Origin of the sequence: Acidovorax sp. BoFeN1 (assembly GCF_003345135.1) — a bacterium.
Classification (GTDB): domain Bacteria; phylum Pseudomonadota; class Gammaproteobacteria; order Burkholderiales; family Burkholderiaceae_C; genus Acidovorax; species Acidovorax defluvii.
In genome coordinates this window covers 1-19,423 of sequence record NZ_QOZT01000075.1, presented here as the reverse complement: position 1 = coordinate 19,423, position 19,423 = coordinate 1, and the positions used below count along the sequence as shown (strand labels likewise).

The 19,423-nt window shown below is 64.0% G+C and carries 19 protein-coding genes; 3 read left to right on the top strand and 16 right to left on the bottom strand.

The annotated features are described in order from the left end of the window. Positions 1 to 220: 220 nt before the first annotated feature. Complete coding sequence (locus DTW89_RS15070) at positions 221 to 1,117, bottom strand: dienelactone hydrolase family protein (protein WP_114656528.1); 897 nt, start codon at positions 1,115 to 1,117, stop codon at positions 221 to 223. Between the two features lie 346 nt (positions 1,118 to 1,463). Between DTW89_RS15070 and DTW89_RS15065 the strand changes: the two genes are divergently transcribed. Beyond that, positions 1,464 to 2,354 carry an NAD-dependent epimerase/dehydratase family protein gene (locus DTW89_RS15065; RefSeq protein WP_114656527.1) on the top strand — a complete coding sequence of 297 codons (891 nt, stop codon included), beginning with the start codon at positions 1,464 to 1,466 and terminating at the stop codon, positions 2,352 to 2,354. 67 nt (positions 2,355 to 2,421) lie between these two features. Here the strand turns inward: DTW89_RS15065 and DTW89_RS15060 are convergent, their stop codons facing one another. From DTW89_RS15060 to DTW89_RS15035, 6 genes are all read right to left on the bottom strand, one after another. After that, the gene (locus tag DTW89_RS15060; protein WP_114656526.1) at positions 2,422 to 2,922 is read right to left on the bottom strand and encodes a flavodoxin family protein; all 501 of its coding nucleotides are present in this window, start codon (positions 2,920 to 2,922) and stop codon (positions 2,422 to 2,424) included. A gap of 7 nt (positions 2,923 to 2,929) precedes the next feature. Further along, positions 2,930 to 3,562: a glutathione S-transferase family protein gene (locus DTW89_RS15055; protein WP_114656525.1), complete on the bottom strand. Its 633-nt coding sequence runs from the start codon at positions 3,560 to 3,562 to the stop codon at positions 2,930 to 2,932. Between the two features lie 27 nt (positions 3,563 to 3,589). Continuing rightward, on the bottom strand, positions 3,590 to 4,465 hold the full coding sequence (gene yghU, locus DTW89_RS15050; protein ID WP_114656524.1) for a glutathione-dependent disulfide-bond oxidoreductase: 876 nt from the start codon (positions 4,463 to 4,465) through the stop codon (positions 3,590 to 3,592). A gap of 349 nt (positions 4,466 to 4,814) precedes the next feature. Further along, complete coding sequence (locus tag DTW89_RS15045) at positions 4,815 to 6,116, bottom strand: ATP-binding protein (protein WP_035240938.1); 1,302 nt, start codon at positions 6,114 to 6,116, stop codon at positions 4,815 to 4,817. Beyond that, positions 6,113 to 6,835, bottom strand: a complete 723-nt coding sequence (locus DTW89_RS15040; protein ID WP_035240933.1) for a response regulator — start codon at positions 6,833 to 6,835, stop codon at positions 6,113 to 6,115. The genes DTW89_RS15045 and DTW89_RS15040 overlap by 4 nt, the downstream gene beginning before the upstream one ends. After that, positions 6,832 to 7,347, bottom strand: a complete 516-nt coding sequence (locus DTW89_RS15035) for a cytochrome b (RefSeq protein ID WP_024814356.1) — start codon at positions 7,345 to 7,347, stop codon at positions 6,832 to 6,834. Before DTW89_RS15035 ends, DTW89_RS15040 begins: the two co-directional genes overlap by 4 nt. A 191-nt stretch (positions 7,348 to 7,538) precedes the next feature. On the opposite strand from DTW89_RS15035, the gene DTW89_RS15030 reads away from it, so the two are divergent. Beyond that, entirely contained in the window at positions 7,539 to 8,000 is a 462-nt protein-coding gene (locus tag DTW89_RS15030; protein ID WP_024814355.1) for a hypothetical protein, read from the top strand. Positions 8,001 to 8,205: 205 nt separating this feature from the next. Then, positions 8,206 to 8,538: a hypothetical protein gene (locus tag DTW89_RS15025; RefSeq protein WP_114656523.1), complete on the top strand. Its 333-nt coding sequence runs from the start codon at positions 8,206 to 8,208 to the stop codon at positions 8,536 to 8,538. A 436-nt stretch (positions 8,539 to 8,974) separates the two neighbouring features. On the opposite strand, the gene DTW89_RS15015 is transcribed toward DTW89_RS15025, so the two are convergent. The 9 genes from DTW89_RS15015 to DTW89_RS14970 all read right to left on the bottom strand — a co-directional run. Then, positions 8,975 to 10,030, bottom strand: a complete 1,056-nt coding sequence (locus tag DTW89_RS15015; protein WP_114656522.1) for a DMT family transporter — start codon at positions 10,028 to 10,030, stop codon at positions 8,975 to 8,977. A 7-nt stretch (positions 10,031 to 10,037) separates the two neighbouring features. Further along, positions 10,038 to 10,433 carry a hypothetical protein gene (locus DTW89_RS15010; RefSeq protein ID WP_114656521.1) on the bottom strand — a complete coding sequence of 132 codons (396 nt, stop codon included), beginning with the start codon at positions 10,431 to 10,433 and terminating at the stop codon, positions 10,038 to 10,040. Between the two features lie 102 nt (positions 10,434 to 10,535). Further along, positions 10,536 to 13,682: an efflux RND transporter permease subunit gene (locus tag DTW89_RS15005; RefSeq protein WP_114656520.1), complete on the bottom strand. Its 3,147-nt coding sequence runs from the start codon at positions 13,680 to 13,682 to the stop codon at positions 10,536 to 10,538. A gap of 14 nt (positions 13,683 to 13,696) precedes the next feature. Next, positions 13,697 to 14,827, bottom strand: coding sequence for an efflux RND transporter periplasmic adaptor subunit (locus DTW89_RS15000; RefSeq protein ID WP_201741019.1), 1,131 nt, complete (start codon positions 14,825 to 14,827; stop codon positions 13,697 to 13,699). A 32-nt stretch (positions 14,828 to 14,859) separates the two neighbouring features. Further along, entirely contained in the window at positions 14,860 to 15,492 is a 633-nt protein-coding gene (locus DTW89_RS14995) for a hypothetical protein (RefSeq protein ID WP_201741018.1), read from the bottom strand. Further along, a complete protein-coding gene (locus DTW89_RS14990; RefSeq protein ID WP_236637162.1) occupies positions 15,489 to 16,580 on the bottom strand; it encodes a TolC family protein in 1,092 nt (363 codons plus the stop codon). Before DTW89_RS14990 ends, DTW89_RS14995 begins: the two co-directional genes overlap by 4 nt. Positions 16,581 to 16,904: 324 nt before the next feature. Continuing rightward, positions 16,905 to 17,261 carry a hypothetical protein gene (locus tag DTW89_RS14985; RefSeq protein WP_081739339.1) on the bottom strand — a complete coding sequence of 119 codons (357 nt, stop codon included), beginning with the start codon at positions 17,259 to 17,261 and terminating at the stop codon, positions 16,905 to 16,907. A gap of 570 nt (positions 17,262 to 17,831) precedes the next feature. Further along, entirely contained in the window at positions 17,832 to 18,803 is a 972-nt protein-coding gene (locus DTW89_RS14975; RefSeq protein ID WP_236637163.1) for an FAD:protein FMN transferase, read from the bottom strand. Further along, positions 18,793 to 19,423: FAD-binding oxidoreductase (locus DTW89_RS14970; RefSeq protein WP_236637161.1), on the bottom strand; the 631-nt coding region annotated here is incomplete at its 5' end. The genes DTW89_RS14970 and DTW89_RS14975, both read right to left, overlap by 11 nt.

The following is a 19,423-nucleotide window of genomic DNA, read 5'->3' as shown; positions in this document are numbered from 1 at the left end:
CCCCCCTTGAGCCCCACCCCCATCAGCAGCGCTGCCAGCCAGACGCTGCCGATACCCGCAGCCAGGGTGGCCAGAATGATTGCTATTAAAGTCATAGCTATATGCGCTTGTTAGATATGCCTTAGCGGCATGTTTTAATAAAAATGCGGTGCACACGGTCCCAAAAAATGAAGCCGCCCCCGCGGTGGCCGGGGCGGCTTTTGCGTGGGGTGCGGCCGTTTCAGACCACGCCGTGCGCCTTGAACCAGGCCAGGGCGCGTTTCCAGCCGTCTTCGGCCGCTTCCTTGCGGTAGCTGGCGCGGTAGTCGGCATGAAAGGCGTGCGGCGCGTCAGGGTACACCACGAACTGTGACGCCTTGGCCGCGGCCGTGCCCTGGCCCAGGGCAGTTTTCATCTTATCAATCGTGTCAAGAGGGATGCCGGTGTCTTTTTCGCCATACAGGCCCAGCACAGGCGCCTTGAGGATGGGTGCCAGCTCCACAGGGTGTTTGGGCGTCAGGTTGCTCGCCTGCCCCACCAGGCGGCCATACCAGGCCACGCCCGCCTTGACCGGACCGTGCGCGGCATAAAGCCAGGTGATGCGGCCGCCCCAGCAAAAGCCCGTGATGCCCACGCGGGCCGGGTCGCCGCCATGGGCTGCGGCCCACTGCACGGCACCATCGAGGTCGGCCATCACCTGCGCGTCGGGCACCTTGGAGACCACCTCGGCCATGAGCTTGGCCATCTCGGTGAACTGCGACGGATCGCCCTGGCGCGCATACAGCTGGGGTGCAATGGCCAGATAGCCGGCCTTGGCAAAGCGCCTGCACGTATCGGCGATGTACTCGTGCACGCCAAAAATCTCCTGGATCACCAGCACCACGGGCAGCCCCGTCTTGCCCGCAGGCGCGGCGCGGTAGGCCGGCACCCTGAAGCCATTGACCGTGAAGCTCACCTCGCCCGCATCCAGCCCGTCGCCCGGGGTGGCGATGGCCGTTTGCGCCATCAGCGGCGCCGCCGCTGCCGCGTAACCCAGGCCCATGGCCACCTGCAAGGCGGTGCGCCGGGTGGCACCCGCCTCGGTGGCGCGACCGGGGAGCAAGGCGTTGACATCGGATCGGGCATCGTCATGCAGCATGGCGCATCTCCTGTAAATGCAAGGGTTGAAGAAAATCGAGGCAGCAGCCCAAAGGCTGGCGGACTTGGAAAGCATCAACTGCCCATGGGCCTGAGCGGGGGCCCATGGGTCACCGTCTATTGACTCCGTGACCGGCTGGAGGCTGGGGCTGCCAATCCGGCAAAAACTGACCGGGCCAATTTTCACCGATCGGCGCTGCCCATGCGACAGCCCCTGCGGCAACTCAGGCATCCGCCCCTTGCATTGGCATGGCCGGGCGCGCTCTGGGTGCAAGGGGGGCATTGCCCGGCACACAATTGCAAATCCGTCTATCGTCCAAAGCCACGCAGATTTCAGGCGCTACACCATGCACATCCTTCTCACCGGCTCCACCGGCTTCATTGGCCACACCCTGCAAACAGCGCTGCAGCGCGCGGGCCACACCGTGCACGGCGGTGTTTCGCCGCGCAGCCGCACGCTGCTGCCCGGCCAGGTGCCCATGGATTTTGCCCACGACACCACGGCCGCCGCCTGGCTGCCGCGCCTGCAAGACATCGACGCCGTGGTCAACGCCGTGGGCGTGCTGCGCGACACGCGCGCGCGCCCCATCGACGCCGTGCACCGCGACACCCCCATCGCCCTGTTCGACGCCTGCGCCCAGGCGGGCGTGCAGCGCGTGGTGCACATATCGGCACTGGGCATTGAAGGCAGCAGCACACGCTACGCCCAGACCAAGCTGGCGGCCGAGGCGCACCTGCAAACGCTGGCGGCACAAGGCACATTGCGCCCCGCCATCCTGCGCCCCAGCGTGGTGTATGGCAAAGGCGGCGACAGCAGCGCCCTGTTCATGAACCTGGCGCGCCTGCCCTTGGCGCTGTTCCCCGGGCCCATGCTCACAGCGCGTGTGCAGCCGGTGTCGGTGCACGACCTGGCCGCTGCCGTGGTGGCATTGCTGGGCCCGGCGCTTCAGCACACCGGCACCATCGAATGCACCGGCCCCGAGGCGCTGACCATGGGCGCCTTCATCGCCAGCCTGCGCCAGCAACTGGGCCACAGCCCCGCCACCGTGCTGCGCCTGCCGCAGCCGCTGACCACCTTGAGCGCGCGCCTGGGCGACGCCGTGCCCCAATCGCCCTGGTGCAGCGAAACCCTGGCCATGCTGGGCAGCGACAACGTGGGCAACCCGGCCGTCTTTGAGCAATTGCTGGGCAGAAAAAGCGTGCACTACAGCCAACTGGTGGCCACGGCCTGGCGCTGAGTTTTTAGGAAAAATTGGCCTCAAACGCTTGCCATATAAGCGCCATAAGCTATTAATACAATAGCAACTAAAACACCCCCAGCACCAGCCCCGCCGCCAGTGCCTCGCCCATCGCCCGGCAGCGCTCCAGGTCTTCATTGCCAATCTGCTTGGGCGCCAGGATGGCCTCGGGCGTCTGCGCGTGGGTGCACACGATCAGCGGCTCGGCCACGGGCTTGAGGCGCCAGCCAGTGGCGATGCGCACAATCTGCCGCGCCGCATTGCTGCCGTCACTGCCCGCGCACACCAGGCTGGCATACGGGCGGCCATTGACCTGGTCGAGCACCCCGTAATAACTGCGGTCAAAAAAGTCTTTCAGCTGCCCGCTCATGGCCGCCAGATTTTCGGGCGTGGCAAACACATAGCCATCTGCCGCCAGCACATCCTGCGGCCCGGCCTGCGCGGCGTGCAGCATGCGCACCGCGCAGGCCGCCTCTCCCGCCGCCCCGGCGCGCGCCGCCTCGGCCATCTGCCGCGTGCCACCCGTGAGCGAGTGGTAAACGATCAGCAGCGTTTTGGCAGAGCTCATGAGGAGATCAAAGAGCCATCGACGGCCGGCCCGCCATGGCCGCGCGCCAGCGCAGCAGGTGCGGGTGCTGCTCGCCGGGCTTTTGTTTGACCACACGCGCAAAGTCCACCGCCACCACCGCCGTGATGTCGGCCACGCTGAAGCGGTCGGCGGCAATAAAGTCGCGGCCCGCCAGGCGCTCGTTCAGCAGGGTAAAAAACTGCGCCACCCGCGCCAGACCGCGCTCGGCCAGCGCCGGGATTTGCGGGTAGTCCACCGCGCCCGGCAGCGCCCGGTTGGCCATGGCCGGCGCGCTGTTGCGCAGCGCCTCGGCAATCGCCAGCAGGCCTTCGAACTCCATGCGCCAGTTCCAGCTGGCAATTTCGGCTTTTTCCTCGGGGGTTTCGCCCAGCAGCGGTGGACTGGGGTAGCGCGCTTCCAGGTAGGCAGCAATGGCCGCGTTGTCGGTCAGCAGCAAGCCCTCTTGCGTGCGCAAGGCGGGCACCGTGCACTGCGGGTTGATGCGCCGATAAGCATCGCCCAGTTGCTCGCCACTGCGCAGGTCCACCTGCACGGTGTCGTGGGCAAGGCCCTTTTCGGCCAGAAAAATGCGGGCGCGGCGCGGGCTGGGCGCCGTGGCGCAGTCATACAAAGTGATCATGGCAAAGTCCTTGGCGGCGAGAAAGGGTCAGGAGGCGGGGTTCAGCTTGTCCTGCGTGCGGGTGTCAAAGTCACTCGCGTCATGCCTTTCGTGCAACTGGCTGGCCGGTTCGCCCCAGGTGCGGTTGACCTTGCGGCCGCGCTGCACCGCCGGGCGCTGGGCAATCTGGTCGGCCCAGCGCACCACATGGGTGTATTCATGCACCTGCAAAAATTCACCCGCCTCGTACAGCTGGCCCTTGGCCAGCGCGCCGTACCACGGCCAGGCTGCCATGTCGGCCACCGTGTATTCGCTGCCCGCCAGATACTCGTGCGCGGCCAGGCGCTGGTTGAGCACATCCATCTGGCACTTGACCTCCATGGCATACCGGTTGATCGGGTACTCATACTTCTCGGGCGCATAGGCATAAAAATGCCCGAACCCGCCGCCCAGAAACGGCGCACTGCCCATCTGCCAGAACAGCCACGACAGGCACTCGGCCCGCTGGGCAGGATCGGTGGGCACAAAGGCGCCAAATTTTTCCGCCAGGTACAACAGGATGGCGCCGGACTCGAACACGCGCACCGGCTCGGCCCCACTGCGGTCCATCAGCGCCGGAATCTTCGAATTGGGGTTGACGGCGACAAAGCCGCTGCTGAACTGCGCGCCCTCCTGAATGGGCACCAGCCAGGCGTCGTATTCGGCGCCACTGTGGCCCAGCGCCAGCAACTCTTCCAGCATGACCGTCACCTTGACGCCGTTGGGCGTGGCGAGGGAATAGAGCTGCAGCGGGTGCTTGCCCACGGGCAGGTCTTTATCGTGCGTGGCGCCAGCCACCGGGCGGTTGATGCTGGCGAACTTGCCGCCGCTCTCTTTGTTCCATTGCCAGATGGCGGGTGGGGTGTAGGGGGATGAATCGGTCATGTGGGGGATCCTTCAGGCAAATCGGATTACCAAGGGCTGCGTGGCCTCTTGCCGAATGAGTGTACTGATGCGGTTTGCGATCCGCTTTGCCTGAAACCCTTACGCAGCAAGGCATGCCCCGGGAACTACTCAAGGGCAGCAACGGCAATCGGCTCAGCGGTGAATGGCAGAGAACGCCCCGTTGCTGTCCTCCAGCCCTCACTGGTGAGTGACTTGTCCGCAGCGTTTGCCGTCCGTGCGCTTCGCACCGAACCTTGCGGCCTGCGCCTGGCAGCGGTCGTGCCAGTGGCGTTGCTTGATGAAGGACAGGCGGCCGCTTGTGGTACCGAAGCTGACCAGCGATTGACTCTTATTTGGACACCATTGACAGTCGCGCCTGAAGCCCGCCTTCGGTCCGATTGCTCAGCTCGACGTCTCCACCGTGGCTTCGGGCAATCTGACGCACGATGGCCAGCCCCAGGCCCGCGCCGCCCGTGTCGCGGCTGCGCGAGTGCTCGACGCGGTAGAAGGGTTCGAAGACTTTTTGCAGCTCGTCCCCGGGCAAGCCCGGCCCTTTGTCCTGCACCAGCACCTCCACGCCGTACGACCCGGTGGCGAGCACCACGTGGGCGTGGCCGCCGTACTTGAGGGCGTTGTCGATCAGGTTGGTCAGCGCACGCTTGAGCGCCTTTGACCGGCACGACCACTGCAGCGCGTCCGGTGCCTGCAGCGTGACCATGCCCACGCCCTGGTAGTCCTCGACCAAGCTCTCCACCAGCGCCACCAGATCGACGCGCTGCAGGGGTTCTTCCACCGCTTTGCCGCGCAGAAAATCCAGCGTGCCGTCCAGCAGTTGCATCATGTCGTCGGTGTCGGCCTGCAGCTGCGCGCGCAGCTGCGGATCGGCCATCATTTCGGTGCGCAGGCGCATGCGGGTGAGCGGCGTTTTGAGGTCGTGCGACACAGCGGCCAGAAAGCGCTCGCGCTCTTCAATGCCGCTGCGGATGCGCGACTGCATGGCGTTAAACGCCTGCGCCGCCTCGCGCACTTCGGTCGGGCCGGTCTCAGGCACGGGCGGGCTGCGCAGATCGCGCGACAGGCTGTGCGCCGCCCGAGCCAGTTCGGTCAGCGGGCGCACTGTGCTGCGCGCGGCCATTGCCACCAGCAGCACCACCACCACCAGCATCAGGCCCAGGTTGAACAGCAGGTTCCAGGGCAGCGCAAACACCCCCTCCGGCGCGCTGCCGTTTAGGCGCAGCCATTCGCCCGACGACAGCCGCAGGTGCAGCTTGAACGCGAACCGCCCCAGCCTCGGCAACTCGCTGGTGCGGACCTCGGCGCGCTGGCCGAGCACTTCGGTAATGTGGCCGGGCAGGTTGTCGAGCATCGACGGCGCCGCCGCGGTCGCTGGCGGTGCCGAATCGACGATGTGAATCTGCAGGCTGGGGGTGGATAACAGAGTGGCCATGGCCTGCCGCTGCGGGCCGGCCTGAACCTCGATCACCCGATAGATGGCCGCGATGCGTTGCGCCAATTCGTGGCTCACGGTGTGGCTCAGCGTGCGCTGCCGGTCCCACGACTGGAGCATTGAACCCGCGAGCTGCGCCATCAGCAGCCCGGCGCTCATCAGCAGCAGCAGGCGGCCAAACAGCGACTGCGGCCAGAGCTTCACAGCGCCTCCACGCTGGCCGCCAGCACGTAGCCTTCGCCGCGCACGGTCTTGATCAGGGTCGGTTCCTTGCCGTCGTCGCGCAGGCGCTTGCGCAGCCTCCCCACCAGCACGTCGATGCTGCGGTCGAACAGAATGGCTTCGCGGCCATTGGTCAGCTCCAGCAACTGGTCGCGCGAGAACACGCGGTGCGGGTGTTCCAGCAGCACGCGCAGCAACCGGAATTCGGCGCCCGAGAGCGGCACCACCAACCCGTCGGGCGCAGTCACGTTGCGCGAAGCCACCTCCAGCGTCCAGCCCGCGAAGCGGAACACTGCCACCTCTTCGGGCACCAGGTTGGTCGGCAGCGCCTGCGCGCGGCGCAGGATGCTGCGGATGCGCGCCAGCAGTTCGCGCGGGTTGAAGGGTTTGGCCAGGTAATCGTCGGCACCCATCTCCAGGCCCACGATGCGGTCGATCTCCGAGCCCCGCGCTGTGAGCATGAGGACGGGAATGTTCGAACGGCTGCGCAGATCGCGGCACAGGCTCAGACCGTCTTCGCCGGGCAGCATCAGGTCCAGCACCACCAGGTCGAAGCGGTGCTGCTCCATCAGGCGCCGCATCGCCTTGCCGTCGGCCGCGCTGGACACGCGGTAGCCGGCCTGGGTCAGATACTCCTCGATCAGGCGGCGGATTTCGCGGTCGTCATCGACGACCAGCAGGTGCTTGGGGGTGGGACTCATGTGCTTTTTTTGCCGGGGCGCATGCGCAGCAGCAGGCCATCCTTGACGACCCATTGATGGTACAGAGCGGCCAGCACGTGCACCGCCACCAGCGCCATCAGCAGGCGAGAGACCAGGCCGTGCACCTTGCGCAGCGTCCAGCCGTCCAGCGACTCGGGCAATGGCGCCGAGCCCAGCACCGCGGCCAACACGCCGCTCTGCAGCGCCAGCACCCCGCCGCTGACGGCCAACAGCAGCACCAACAGGTTCAGGCCCATGTGGCCCAGGTGCGCCCACTTTTCGGCGACGACGGCCGGCGGCCGGGGCTTGACCCGGCGCAGCACCACGCGCGCCACCACCAGCAGGGCCGCCAAAGCACCCAGGATCATGTGAATGCGGAAGTTGCCAATCTTGTCCGCGGTATTGGGCAGTTCGGCCAGCACGAAGGTGCCGGTGACCAGCAGGAATAGGATCAGGACGGCGGCCAGCCAGTGGACGGCGATCTGTGAAGTGGCGTAGCGGAAGTGGTTCATGGTGTTGGTTCCCGGGTTGCGATGGCTGCATCTTCGCGCCGCTGCAGCAGGCCAAGGCGGCATCTTGGTAACACAGCATGTCAAGTGAGGCCCTGTCATGCAAGCTCACCAAACGGGGGGGCGCAGACACACGGCACAAGGCCTGTCTGCCTAACATTGAGTCATCCCATCCACACCCCCTGGAGCTTCAGATGAAAAAGATCGCCACCGCCCTGCTCGTCGCTGCCTTGCTGCCCCTGCCGCTACATGCCCAGGACACCGCCGAAAACCTCGTTGCCGGCATGCGCAAGGCCGAAATGACCTACAAGGAACTCATGACCCTGATGGGCAAGTCCATCGGGATGATGCAAGAAGGCGTGTTGACCCACAACCGAGAGATGGTCGAGCAGGGCGCCAACATCATCTTCACGCACCCGGCACCCAACCACTCACCCTGGGCCATCATGAAGCCCGAAGACCAGGCCGGCTTCAAGCAGGCCCTGGTAACTTACGACAAGGTGCTCGATGAGAACACCAACGACATCCTCAAGGCTACCCGCAGCCGCGACTGGATGACCGCCACCGGCGCGCTGTCGCAGTTGCAGGTGTCCTGTGTGTCGTGCCACGCGCAGTGGAAGGACAAGGCGCAGAAGTGGCCAGCGCTGCTGCGCTGAGCGATGCCAGAACGTGAACCGCCATCACTCGTGGCTGTGGCTGTGACCGCTTTGGTCACTTTTTCCAAGTGAGCCTTGCTTTTCACATCCGGCGAGTGAGGCTAAGAAAGCGACTATTAGGGAAGTACCAGTAACAGTTTTACGAGTTTTCATAGGGCGATGCAAGCCGTGGTCTATGGCGTTGTGTGCGCATTTTCTATGCACGATGCTGGTGCCGTTGGCCTGCGCGGCGCCTCCTGAAACCAAGCTGACCACCGCGCAAATTCGCGCCATGCTGGGCGGGCACCATGTCACCGACGGGCGCCATTGGGGGCATGAATACCGCCTGGACGGTCGCATGGAGCGTTCAGAGAACGGCCGCACGCGCAGCGGACGCTGGAGCGTGCAGAACAACAAGTTGTGTCTGTTACTGCCCGAGGTCGGCAAGGTCTCGCCCGTCTGCTTTGACGTGGGGCGAGTGAAGGGGGGGGAATTGCAGTACCGCGATGCGGGCAGTGTGGTGTACGAAGGCACGGTCATAAAGAGTCCGTCTCGTTGAGGCTCAACAACGTCAGCCTCTGTGGCGTTAGCACCGGCTTGGCCCCATGCGGGACCTTGGGCACTATAGGAGCTTGGCCACACGTCCATGCATTGAAGTAAACCTCGTCGCCAACTGCCATGCCAGTGCCTGAGGCCACTTTGGCGAAGTGCCCACGGGTTCGGGTGACTTGCCGCCATCGGATCACAGCAACCTGGTCCGTGGGACCGAGTTCCATTTGTCCGCAGCGAGAGCGACCCGTCTACTGGAACTCCTCCGGTGGGATCAATTTGGTTACTGTGCCGACACTCCAGCCGTAGTCCCAAGCGTACTGACTCTCGTAGACAGGCGTGCTGCAGCCGGAAATTGCCACGCATGCCAACGCCGCAACCAGCGAAGGCGTCGAATCCTTCATCATCAAAGTTCCTTTGCGATATTCTCGGGGCATCTGATCTGGTCAATGCCTGTGCTGGTGGTGGATATCCGGCGCATGGGGATGGGCATGGTTAACCGGTTCATGCAAGTGCACGTGGCTGTGGCTCCCCGTGGGCATCACGTCATGCGAGTGCGAATGGTGTCCATCGTCATGACGGTGGGCGTGCTCATGCTCCATCGGCTCGTGAGTATGTTCATGCCCGTGACTCTCGGCCAAATGCAGAAGCACCCCCGCAAGCATCAGAAGACCGCCGAGCAGCATCAGCCACCCCGCAGACCGTTCACCCAAGCCGAACGCCACAGCCGCACCGATGAAAGGAGCAAAGGCGAACACGGAGCCGGTCCGCGCCGCACCAAAAGCCCGCTGCGCCAGAAGGTAGAACCGAAGGCTCAAGCCATATCCCGTGGCACCAACAGCAAAGAGCCCAAGAGCTACAGTCATGGAGGGTAAAGGCTCTTCCCACACCATGGCAAGACATGCTGTCGCAGCGGCACCCAGCGAGGCCTTTGCCATCACGACCTGGCTGGGATCGCGTTCGGCCAGTTCCCTGGACAAGGTGTTGTCCACGCCCCAAGCCGTAGTCGCCAGCAGCACGGCAAGCAGACCAAGCAGCTGCGCGCCGCCCTGCAGGCCCTGATCCATCACCAATGCCATGCCCCCAGCTAATAAAAGAAGCATCGCAGCCCACACGCGGCGGTCCATGGTTTCGCTGTACAACCACCACGCCAACGTGGCGGTGAACAGCGCTTCCAGGGTCAGCATGAGCGAGGCGCTGGCCCCGCTCGTGTGTTGAAGGCCCCAGGACAGGGCGACAGGCCCCAGGGCGGCGCCGAATCCCGCCATGGCGATGAGGCGCCAAGCATCGGATCTCTGCAACCTTGCCTCGTGGGCGGAGGTCCGCAGGGACAAGGCACCGACGACAGCCGCCCCTGCGTACAGCAGCGCGGCCGTCGTGAACGCCCCCAGCCCTGCACCCAGCCGCTGAACCAGCGGGGTGCTGATGCCGAACAAGGCTGCAGCCAGCAAGGCGAGTAGACCGCCTCGCAGTGCAGGCAAGGAAAGAGATCCGCGCGCCATGGGGGCCTTACTTGATTGTGAAACGAACGGTGATGCTCTTCTTGCTATTAGTGGTCAGCACCGCGACTGCCTTGGCCCCCTTGGACAGGTTGACTCCCTTGGCCTCCAGCTTGTTCGCACCTGCTGGTTTCAGGGGCGCTTCGGACTTTTCTGCGCCGTTGAGCACCGTCAATTTGCCGTCGAATCGCGAAGCATCGGCATCTTTACCGTGGTCCTGAATGTAGATCGCCGCGCCTTCAGCAGTAGCAACCAGCTCAAATGACAAATCAGAGGCGGTTTGCACGACACCTCCGTGCAGGGGGCCAGCGGCACCGTGGGCCATTGCAGCGGGGGCAGATAGTGCGGATGCAGCAAACATTGCAAGGACCGCCACCAGTTTGGAGAGGTTCGTCTTAGCAGTCATTGGATTTTCCTTTGGATGAGAAGTTGCGTGAAACTGCGCGCTTGAAAATGCGGCGCCTAAATGCCTACGGGAACAACTAAAACTACAGTGATCGGTGCGGGGTCAATAGGCCTCCTGCGTCGTTGTGACCTCGGTTTGCGTCTGGGCATCGGCCTCGATCAGGCGCCGCATCGCCCGCTCCCCAAACAGCCAGAACATCACGGGCGTGAGCAAGGTGTCCAGCAAGGTCGAACTGACGAGCCCGCCAAAGATCACGACCGCCACAGGATGCAGAATCTCCTTACCCGGGGCGTCGGCCGCCAGTAGCAGCGGGGTGAGCGCAAAGGCGGCCACCAGCGCCGTCATCAAGACCGGGGTCAACCGCTCCAGCGAGCCGCGCACGATCATGGTTTGGCCGAAGACCTCTCCCTCGAACTTGCACAGGTTGATGTAGTGGCTGACCTTCAAAATCCCGTTGCGCGTGGCAATGCCCGCCAGCGTGATGAAGCCCACCATGGAGGCCACCGACAGGCTCACCCCCGCCAGCCACATCGCAGCCACGCTGCCGATCAGCGCAAGCGGAATATTGGCCATGATGATCCCGGCCAACACAGCCGACTTGTAGCGTACATACAGAACGAGAAAGATCATTGCCAAAGACACCAGCGACAAGCCGACGATCAGTTGCATCGCTTGCTCCTGGGCCTGGAACTGGCCTTCCAGACTCAGAAATGTCCCCGGTGGCAATGGCGTCTTTGCCATCACCGCACGAATGTCTGCAATGACGCGGCCCATGTCGGAGCCGTCCGTGTTGGCATAGACCACGATGCGCCGACGACCGTTTTCTCGGCCAATCTGGTTGGGGCCATCGGTTTCCTCGACCGTGGCGATGGCAGACACCGGTATCTGCCCCGCTGGGGTGTCGATCAGTGTGCGCGCCAGATCCTGCGGGCTGCGTTTGTCATCGGGCAGGCGCAGCACCAGTTCATAGCGGCGAAGTCCATCCACGATCTGCGCACCATGGGCACCATCTGTCAGGGCCTGTAGGAGCCGCACAGCCTCCCCCGGGGACAGCCCAACCTGCGCGGCCTTGCGGTGGTCCAGCCGTACCGTGATCTGGGGGATCAGCACCTGCTTTTCCACCGTCAAATCCACCAGCCCTGGAACGCCCGAGACTCCCTGGCGCATCTGCTCGGCCAGGCCCCGCAAGGTGTCCGTGTCATCGCCGAAAATCTTGAGCGCGATCTGCGCCCGCACCCCTGACAAGAGGTGATCCAGGCGGTGGGAAATAGGCTGGCCAATGGCCACCTGGGCTGGAAGGACGGCCAAACGGGCACGGATATCTGCCATCACGGCCTCGCGGTCCCGGGCGGACCGCTTCAGGTCCACATCAATCTCGGCCGAATGCACGCCTTCGGCATGTTCATCCAGCTCGGCCCGCCCCGTCCGGCGCCCCACCTGGGTGACCTCGGGGACCTCAGCAATCAGCGTCTCGGCCAACGCCCCCATGCGATTGGCTTCCGCCAGCGCCGTGCCTGGGTTGAACACCATGCCCAGTACCAGCGAGCCCTCATTGAAGGCAGGCAGAAAGGTGCGTGGAAAAAACGGGACGCTTGCAGCTGCTACAGCTACCGCCAGTGCAGCGACAGACATCAGCACCTTGGCGCGAGAAAACGACCAGCTGAGCACTTGCGCATCCCGCCGCTTGAGCCAGGCGACCAGGGTGCTGTCACCATGGTCCAGCCGTTTCATCCCCGGCAACAGGTAAAGGCACAACGCCGGCGTCACCGTCATTGAGACCAGCATCGATGCCAGCACCGACACGATATAGGCGATGCCCAGGGGCGTGAACAGGCGACCCTCGATGCCCGGCAGCGCAAAGAGCGGCACAAACACCAGCACCACGATGGCGGTGGCGTAGACGATGCCCGAGCGGACTTCCACGCTCGCCCGACGCACGACCTCCAGCATGGACAGTGGATTGCCCTGGGCACGGTTTTGCTTCAGCCTGCGCAGGATGTTCTCCACATCCACCACCGCGTCGTCCACCAGTTCGCCAATGGCAATGGCCAGGCCACCCAGAGTCATGACGTTGATGGACTGGTCCAGCAGCCGGAAGACCATGGCTGTCACGGCCAGCGACAAGGGTATCGCCACGAGCGAGATCAAAGTGGTTCGCGCGGACAACAGGAAGGCGAACAACACGATGGCCACCATGATGGCGCCGTCCCGCAAGGCCTCGGTCACGTTACCGATGGACGCCTCGATGAAGTCAGCCTGGCGAAACAACACTTTCGGAGCAGCCAACCCCACGGGCAGCCCCTGCTTGAGATCCCCCAATGCCGCTTCGATGGCGTGGGTGAGCTTGACGGTATCGGCCGCAGGCTGCTTTTGCACACTGACGATGACGGCAGGCACGCCGCTGTATCCGGCGTCGCCGCGCTTCATGGCCGCGGCGAACCGGACATTGGCCACCTGTTCCAAGAGGATGGCACGGCCGTCCTTCCAGGCCACCGCCACGCCTTGCAGGTCCTCGACACGGCTGGTGCGACCGATGTGGCGGATGAGGAATTCACGGCTGTTGAGATCGATGAACCCACCTCCCGCATTCCCCGCAAAGCCTCGAAGGGCCTGCTCGATCTGCGTCAATGTCACCCCGAACTGCGCCATGCGCGCCGTGTCCGGCTCCACCCGCAGCTGGCGTACTTCGCCGCCGATAGGGATGACCTGAGACACCCCTGGAATCGACAGCAGTCTGGGGCGCAGCACGAAGTCCGCGTACTCGCGGGCCTGCATGGGTGTCGCTGCAGGGGATTTGCCATCGCCTGCCGTCAAGGGCAGAGCAATGAGCATGACTTCGCCCATGATGGAAGACACTGGCCCCATGACGGGCGTGATGCCCCCGGGGAGTTGCTCCCGCACCAGCGCCAGGCGCTCCGCCACGAGCTGGCGGTTGCGGTAGATGTCGGTCCCCCAATCGAACTCGGCATAGAGGATGGACAGGCCCACCCCAGACGTAGAGCGCACCCGCGTGACTCCGGGCATACCGTTGAGCGCGGTTTCCAGGGGGAAGGTCACCAGTTGCTCGACTTCTTCGGGTGCCATACCTCCTGCTTCCGTCAAGACGGTGACCAGGGGTTTGTTGAGGTCGGGAAAGACATCGACTGGCGTGCGCCACGCTGTGATGGCCCCATAAACCATCAGCAGCGCCGCAACTGCCAGGACGAACAGGCGGTTGTGAAGGCTGTTCCTTACGATCCAATTGAACATTGCATGGGCTCCGTTCAGCGGATCTGCGCGATCAGCGGCGCACCTTGCACCACCACGCGGTTGTCAGCGCCCAGGCCCTGCGTGACGACCACCGTGGCGGCGTCCAAAGACCGATATTGCACCGGTTGGGGAATGTAGCGCTCTGCACCGGACTTGATCCAGACCACCGGTTCGTTGGCGCTGTTGCGCACGACGGCCTGCGCAGGCAGGACGAAGCCTTTGACCTGCTCGTTCAGCGAGACCACGACGGTGACGGGCTGTCCGACCGCCAGCGGCAAAGCCGTGCCCGATTGCTCCGGGACCGCCCTGAAGGTCATTGGCAGCACGCCATCGCGCAGGCTGCGCGCAGCACCGACCAGCTGCAACTTGACTCCAGGCACCCCCTGCATGTGGGCTTGGCCGACGCGTGCGGGCAAGCCAGGATCTGCCGTAGTGGCCTCCACCAGCACGCGTGCCGGGTCAATCACCTCGAACAACACTTCGCGGGCCTCAACCACCTGGCCTTTGGTCACATCAGCCCTTGCAATCACCCCGGAGACGGGAGCCAGCAAGGCCTCTCGGGCAGCAAGGCTCGCTCCAATGCTTTTTTCGCGCGCGGTAAGGCTCTGCAGCTCAGCACGTGCCGCCTCGATCTCCTTGCGCGGCACCGTGCCTTCGAGGGACTGCAGCCGCTGCACCCGCTGTGCAGCCAGTTCTCGGCCACTGCGCAACTCGGCCAGCTGGGCCTGTTGATTTGCCAACGCATAAGGCTCTGCATGGTGGGCCACATAGGCCAGTACCTCTCCCTGGCGCACGGTCTGGCCGGCGACCGGTAGCCCGCGCGGTCCCGCTTCGATGCGACCCCCATGGATTGCCTGAATCCGACCGCTCGCATTGGGGTCCACTACCACCCGGCCTGACAACTCGATGGTGGCTGCTGCCTGGGTTTCAGAGGTCAACTGTGTGCGGATGCCCAGGCGCCGTTGGGCGAGCATCGGAACGTTGACACTGCCGTCTGGCAACCGCATCAAACCGGATGCGTTGACCGCCGTGGGGGCATCCAGATGCTCACCGTTCGGCCCATGGGCACCCGGCGCTGCGACGGCAGCAGGTGGAAACATCGCCGCGATGCACGTGATGACACTCAAGCCGAAAACATGGAGCATGCTGGTTGCCTTGGTTTTTTGAGTCGATGAGTTCACAGCGCACCTCCTTTGGAGGACGTACCTGCAGCCTTCGGCGTGCGGCCAAGGAACCAACCGACCGCCGCCAGGACCGCCAGGGCCACAGCCAGCCAGACCGTTCGGGAGGGCCCATGGGCGTGACCGTCGTCGTGGGGGTGACCATGGTCATCGAGCATGGCGCCCGCGACCGTGAGGGTGCCGTCCAGAAGGTCGGAGTCATTGCCCGCCAGTACGGTGACCACCATGGGGTGGTCACCGGGCGCCGCCAGGGCCTTGAGCATGTTGGCATCGTCGATGGCGTAGTCGCCCATATCTGCATGGAACTTGGCAGGCGCCTTGAGATCGCCCGTCTCCACTTCCACTGTGGCATTGAGCACAGGTTCATTGGTGGCAAAGCGGTTGATCAGGATGGACAACTCTCCGCCTTGCAGCCGGCCCACCAACTCGAAGGCTTCCGAGCGGGCCTCAAAGCTGGGTCCGGTGCCACTTTGGGCCCCAGCTTGAGCGGGGGCATCCAGGTGCTCGCCATTGGGGCCGTGCGCACCTGGCGCGGCATAGCAGGGTGTTGCGGCAAGCACCAGCACGGCGAAGCCTGCACCCAGCAATGAGAGGCGGCAACGAGGGCGGCATGGATTCAAGAGGTTCATGGAAGGATTCCGTGAGATTGCTGAAAGCGGGCGCGGGCCAGGCCCAGGGCCACTTGCTGGCGTGCGAAGCTGGTGTCGGCTTGGGAGGCTGCGGCTAGAGCGCGCAACAACTCCGGCAGCGGTGTTTCACCCGCCTTGAAAGATCGTTCAATGAGCGTGGCACGCTCCCGCAGGAGTGCCGAGCGCTGGCGCTCCGCTTCCAGTTGCTGCTCTGCCGTGTGCACCGCAGACTGCGCCATCGCGGCGTCAGCAGCCAGCCGCTCCTCGGTTCGCTGTTTCGTGGTCAGCGCTACATCCAGCTCACTCAGTGCGGCAGCTTGCAGCGGCTGGTTGCGGCTCGCTGTGCCCAGGGGAATGCGCACACCTACGCCGATGCTGTTTTGAGCCGACTCACCCCTACCCGGCATGTCTTGCCGGATACGAAGGAGCAGTTCAGGTGGGTCGCGCCTTGTGACGGCCACCACGTCCAGCCGCTTGCGAGCGCGCTCAACCGTCAGCGCAGCGACACGCGCATCGGGGTGGGTTTCAACGGTGAAGTGAGCCCCGCCTGGTGAAACTGCAGCACCATCAACAACCGGGGCAGCCGTGAGATCAGGCGCCAGGGCTATGCCCGTCAGGGTTGTCCATTGAGACAGGCTGGCGCTCAGACGCTGCCGTGCAGCCATCTGTGCAGATTGCGCAGCCAGCGCTTCGGATTGAGCGGCAAGCGCATCCGCATGGGCCAGATCACCCGCTTTGACACGGCGGCGCACGTCATCGGATATCTCCTGCAGAGATCGCACTTGGGCGTCAGCCAGGTCGACCTCGGCCTTTTGCGCGGCAATGCCCCAGGCAGCTTCCCGTACCAGTCCCGCGAAATGCAGGCGCCCCGCTTGAACGGCAGCCTGTGACAGCTCTACGTCGGCATCCACAGCAGCGCCGCGTGCATTGCGCTGCCCAGGCAACCACAGCGGCCACGCCAGGCCGGCCTCGGCTTCCCTGCGTCCAGCGGACGTTTGCCAGCGGTCGTCCCGGTAGGAAAACTCCAGCGCCGGTGGGGCCGCCCACAGGCTGGAGATAGCCACACGATCCGCCGCAACCCGCTGCATCTGACCTTCAGCTTCTCTTGCCTGCGTAGCACGCTGCCATGCGGCATCCACAGCTTGTGCCAGTGTTGGAGCCACAGGAGATGCCGTGGCAGAAAGTGAAGGGGCGGTGTTGGACTGCGCAACCGCAGCGCCGACAAGGGCGCAGCTCAACGCGCAGCCTGTGGCGCAACGCACCGCAAACCCGGAAATAACAAAACGCACGTGATTCCTGACCGATCAAAGGCAGCAATCCGGGATCTTTGACGCGTCAGCGCCTGATCAAAAGGACTGCCGCACCGATGAACAACCCCGCTTTCGTGTGAGAAGCGGGGCGCTAAGGGTGGATCAGGAAATCACTCTGGGGGGTCGTCGCAACCCGTCCAGATAGGGGGATGGGCTCACGGTTTCGTCGGTCTCTGCCGGTGCAGGCGAGCCGTCGAGAGGATGCGACAGCAAGGGGAAATGGAAAAGTGCTGCGGTTCCTGGACCTGCTTCCGCAAGCATGTGCTGGATCGACTCCCGGGAATCGTCTTGGTGCATCACACCGTGTTCGTCATGGTGGTGCGCGGCACCATCCAAATGCATCTCGGCGTGCACCACCTGGAATGCTCCCTCATGGTCGAACGGTACCACCTGACGGGCCGTTGCGAAGGCCTGGCAGAAGAAGGAGAGCAACAGGATGACTGCGAGCAGTCGGCGCATGAAGTATGAAATGGCTATTGAGTATTGGTCGCGATCATAGCGATACTGGAATGGTCACATCCGAATTCCATGCCAAACGGACAGGTTTCGCAAGTGATCGGCCCCGGCGAGGTCACGGCTGCAAACAGCTTCTCCGTCGGGGCTAAACCGCGCAGACGGGCGGTGACTTGGCAATGTCAGGTATCCGCTTTAACGGACACTCAGTAGCTTAGTTTGAACGACTCTAACCAGCCTGAGCGGGTGGCCGTCCCGCCACTTCGAAAGTCAGCTCCTGGCCGGTAGCTGCCACTCATTCATCTCTTCTTCATACTTGAGGACGTATTCGATCCGCCTGCGATACATCGGATTTTGAGACGCATCAGCGCTGACCGCATCCACCAGTCCGGCATCACTCACCACCACACTACCCTCGCCGCCGCCGCCCCCAGCACAAACGGCAGCCGCAGCCGCAAGGCCAGGGCCGCTGCCACCTCGGCGGTCAACAAGGATTCGCCGCGCCCTCACGACCATTCCCCCAGCTCCAGCAAGCAGCACCCAAGCTGCGCCCACGCAAAATTCGGCTCAAACGCACTATTGACGCTGCCCAGTGTGAATGGCGATCTCCTCAAATCCATCGCCATCCCGCAACACGAACACCGCATCCATGCCCCGCTCTTGTGCCAACCGGACTCCGGCCTCCTCACCGAGCACCAGCAGTGCGGTTGCCCATCCGTCGGCGAGCATGCAGGTGGGGGCCACCACCGTGACTGCCGCGAGCCGGTTGTTCAAGGGCCGCCCGAGGGAAGGGCTCATGGTGTGGGCAAAGTATTGGCCCGCCACTTCAATCCAGTGGCGGTAGTCGCCCGAGGTCGCAATGGCCGCATCGGTGAGTTCCATCACGCCCATGGCCTCACGCACGCCCCGAAGGGGCTTCTCAATCGCTATGGCCCACGGTCGCTGGTCTGGTTTCAGGCCACGCGCACGCATTTCGCCGTCAATTCCCACCAGATAACTGGCGATTCCCAAGCCATCCAGGCAATGGGCCAACTGGTCCACCCCAAAGCCTTTGGCGATGCCTGAAAGATCGAGCGTGATGGCAGCCCGTTTGCGAACCCGGTGATTGCCGGGGTCGATATCCAGCGCTTCTATTGCAGAGCGATGGGGCTGGCCTTTGAGCGCCTTGATCTGCTGCGCATCGGGTTGCTGCTGGCCGGGGCCAAAACCCCAGGCGTTGACCACGGCCCCCACACCGATATCAAACGCCCCCAGGGACTGCTGCCCCAACTGCAGCGATGCCAGCAGCACGCTCACCAGCTCGGGGGGCATGGTGAGCCATTGCTGCACCGGAGCGGCGTTGAGGCGGCTCAGGTCCGAGTCGGGCTTCCAGGTGGACATTTGTCGATCCACCGCGTCCACTGCGGCAAACAACTGGGCATGGATTGCAGCCGCATCGAGACCCGGCGGCGCAAAAAAAACGGCGCTGTACCGTGTGCCCATGGTTTCGCCGTTCAGGCTGTAGCGCTGCGCCGGCGTGCCAGAGGAGTTCTGCACCTCAGAAAACATCTTCACGGTAACGTCCCTGCGCCTTGAGCGTTTGTGTATCCAGGTGAATGGGGGCCAGCACTTGGTCCAGTGCCTGCAGGGTACTTTTTGCCATGCCACGGCTGCCGCAGACCAGAATTTGCCCGCCATTGGCCATGAGCTGGCGCAGTTGCTCCGCATCATCGATGACGCGATCCTGTACGTACTCGCCGTCCTTGACCCGCGAAAAGGCCGCATGCAACTGTGTCAGCCGGCCATCTGCCAAATAGCGGCTCAGTTCGGGCTCATAGAGAAAATCGGAAGCAGGGTCGCGCCCGCCCCAATACAGGTACATGGGATGTTTGCCCGTGTTGTTGCGGATGAAACCCGCCAACGGCCCGATCCCTGTGCCGGCGCCGATGAGAATGACAGGCGCCTCACCAGACACTGGGCGAAAATCCGGATGGAGCTGGATAAAGGCGTTCATCCGCTCCCCCACTTTCAAGCCGTGAAGAAATTGGGAGCACAAGCCTTCGGGAAGCTTTCGCACGCAAATCTCCAAAACACCGTCGCGCGACCCGCTGGCGAGCGAATAGAAACGGGGTATTGCACTGCCCGGGGGCACCACCCCAGCCAGATCGCCCACCTCGAAATGCGGCAAG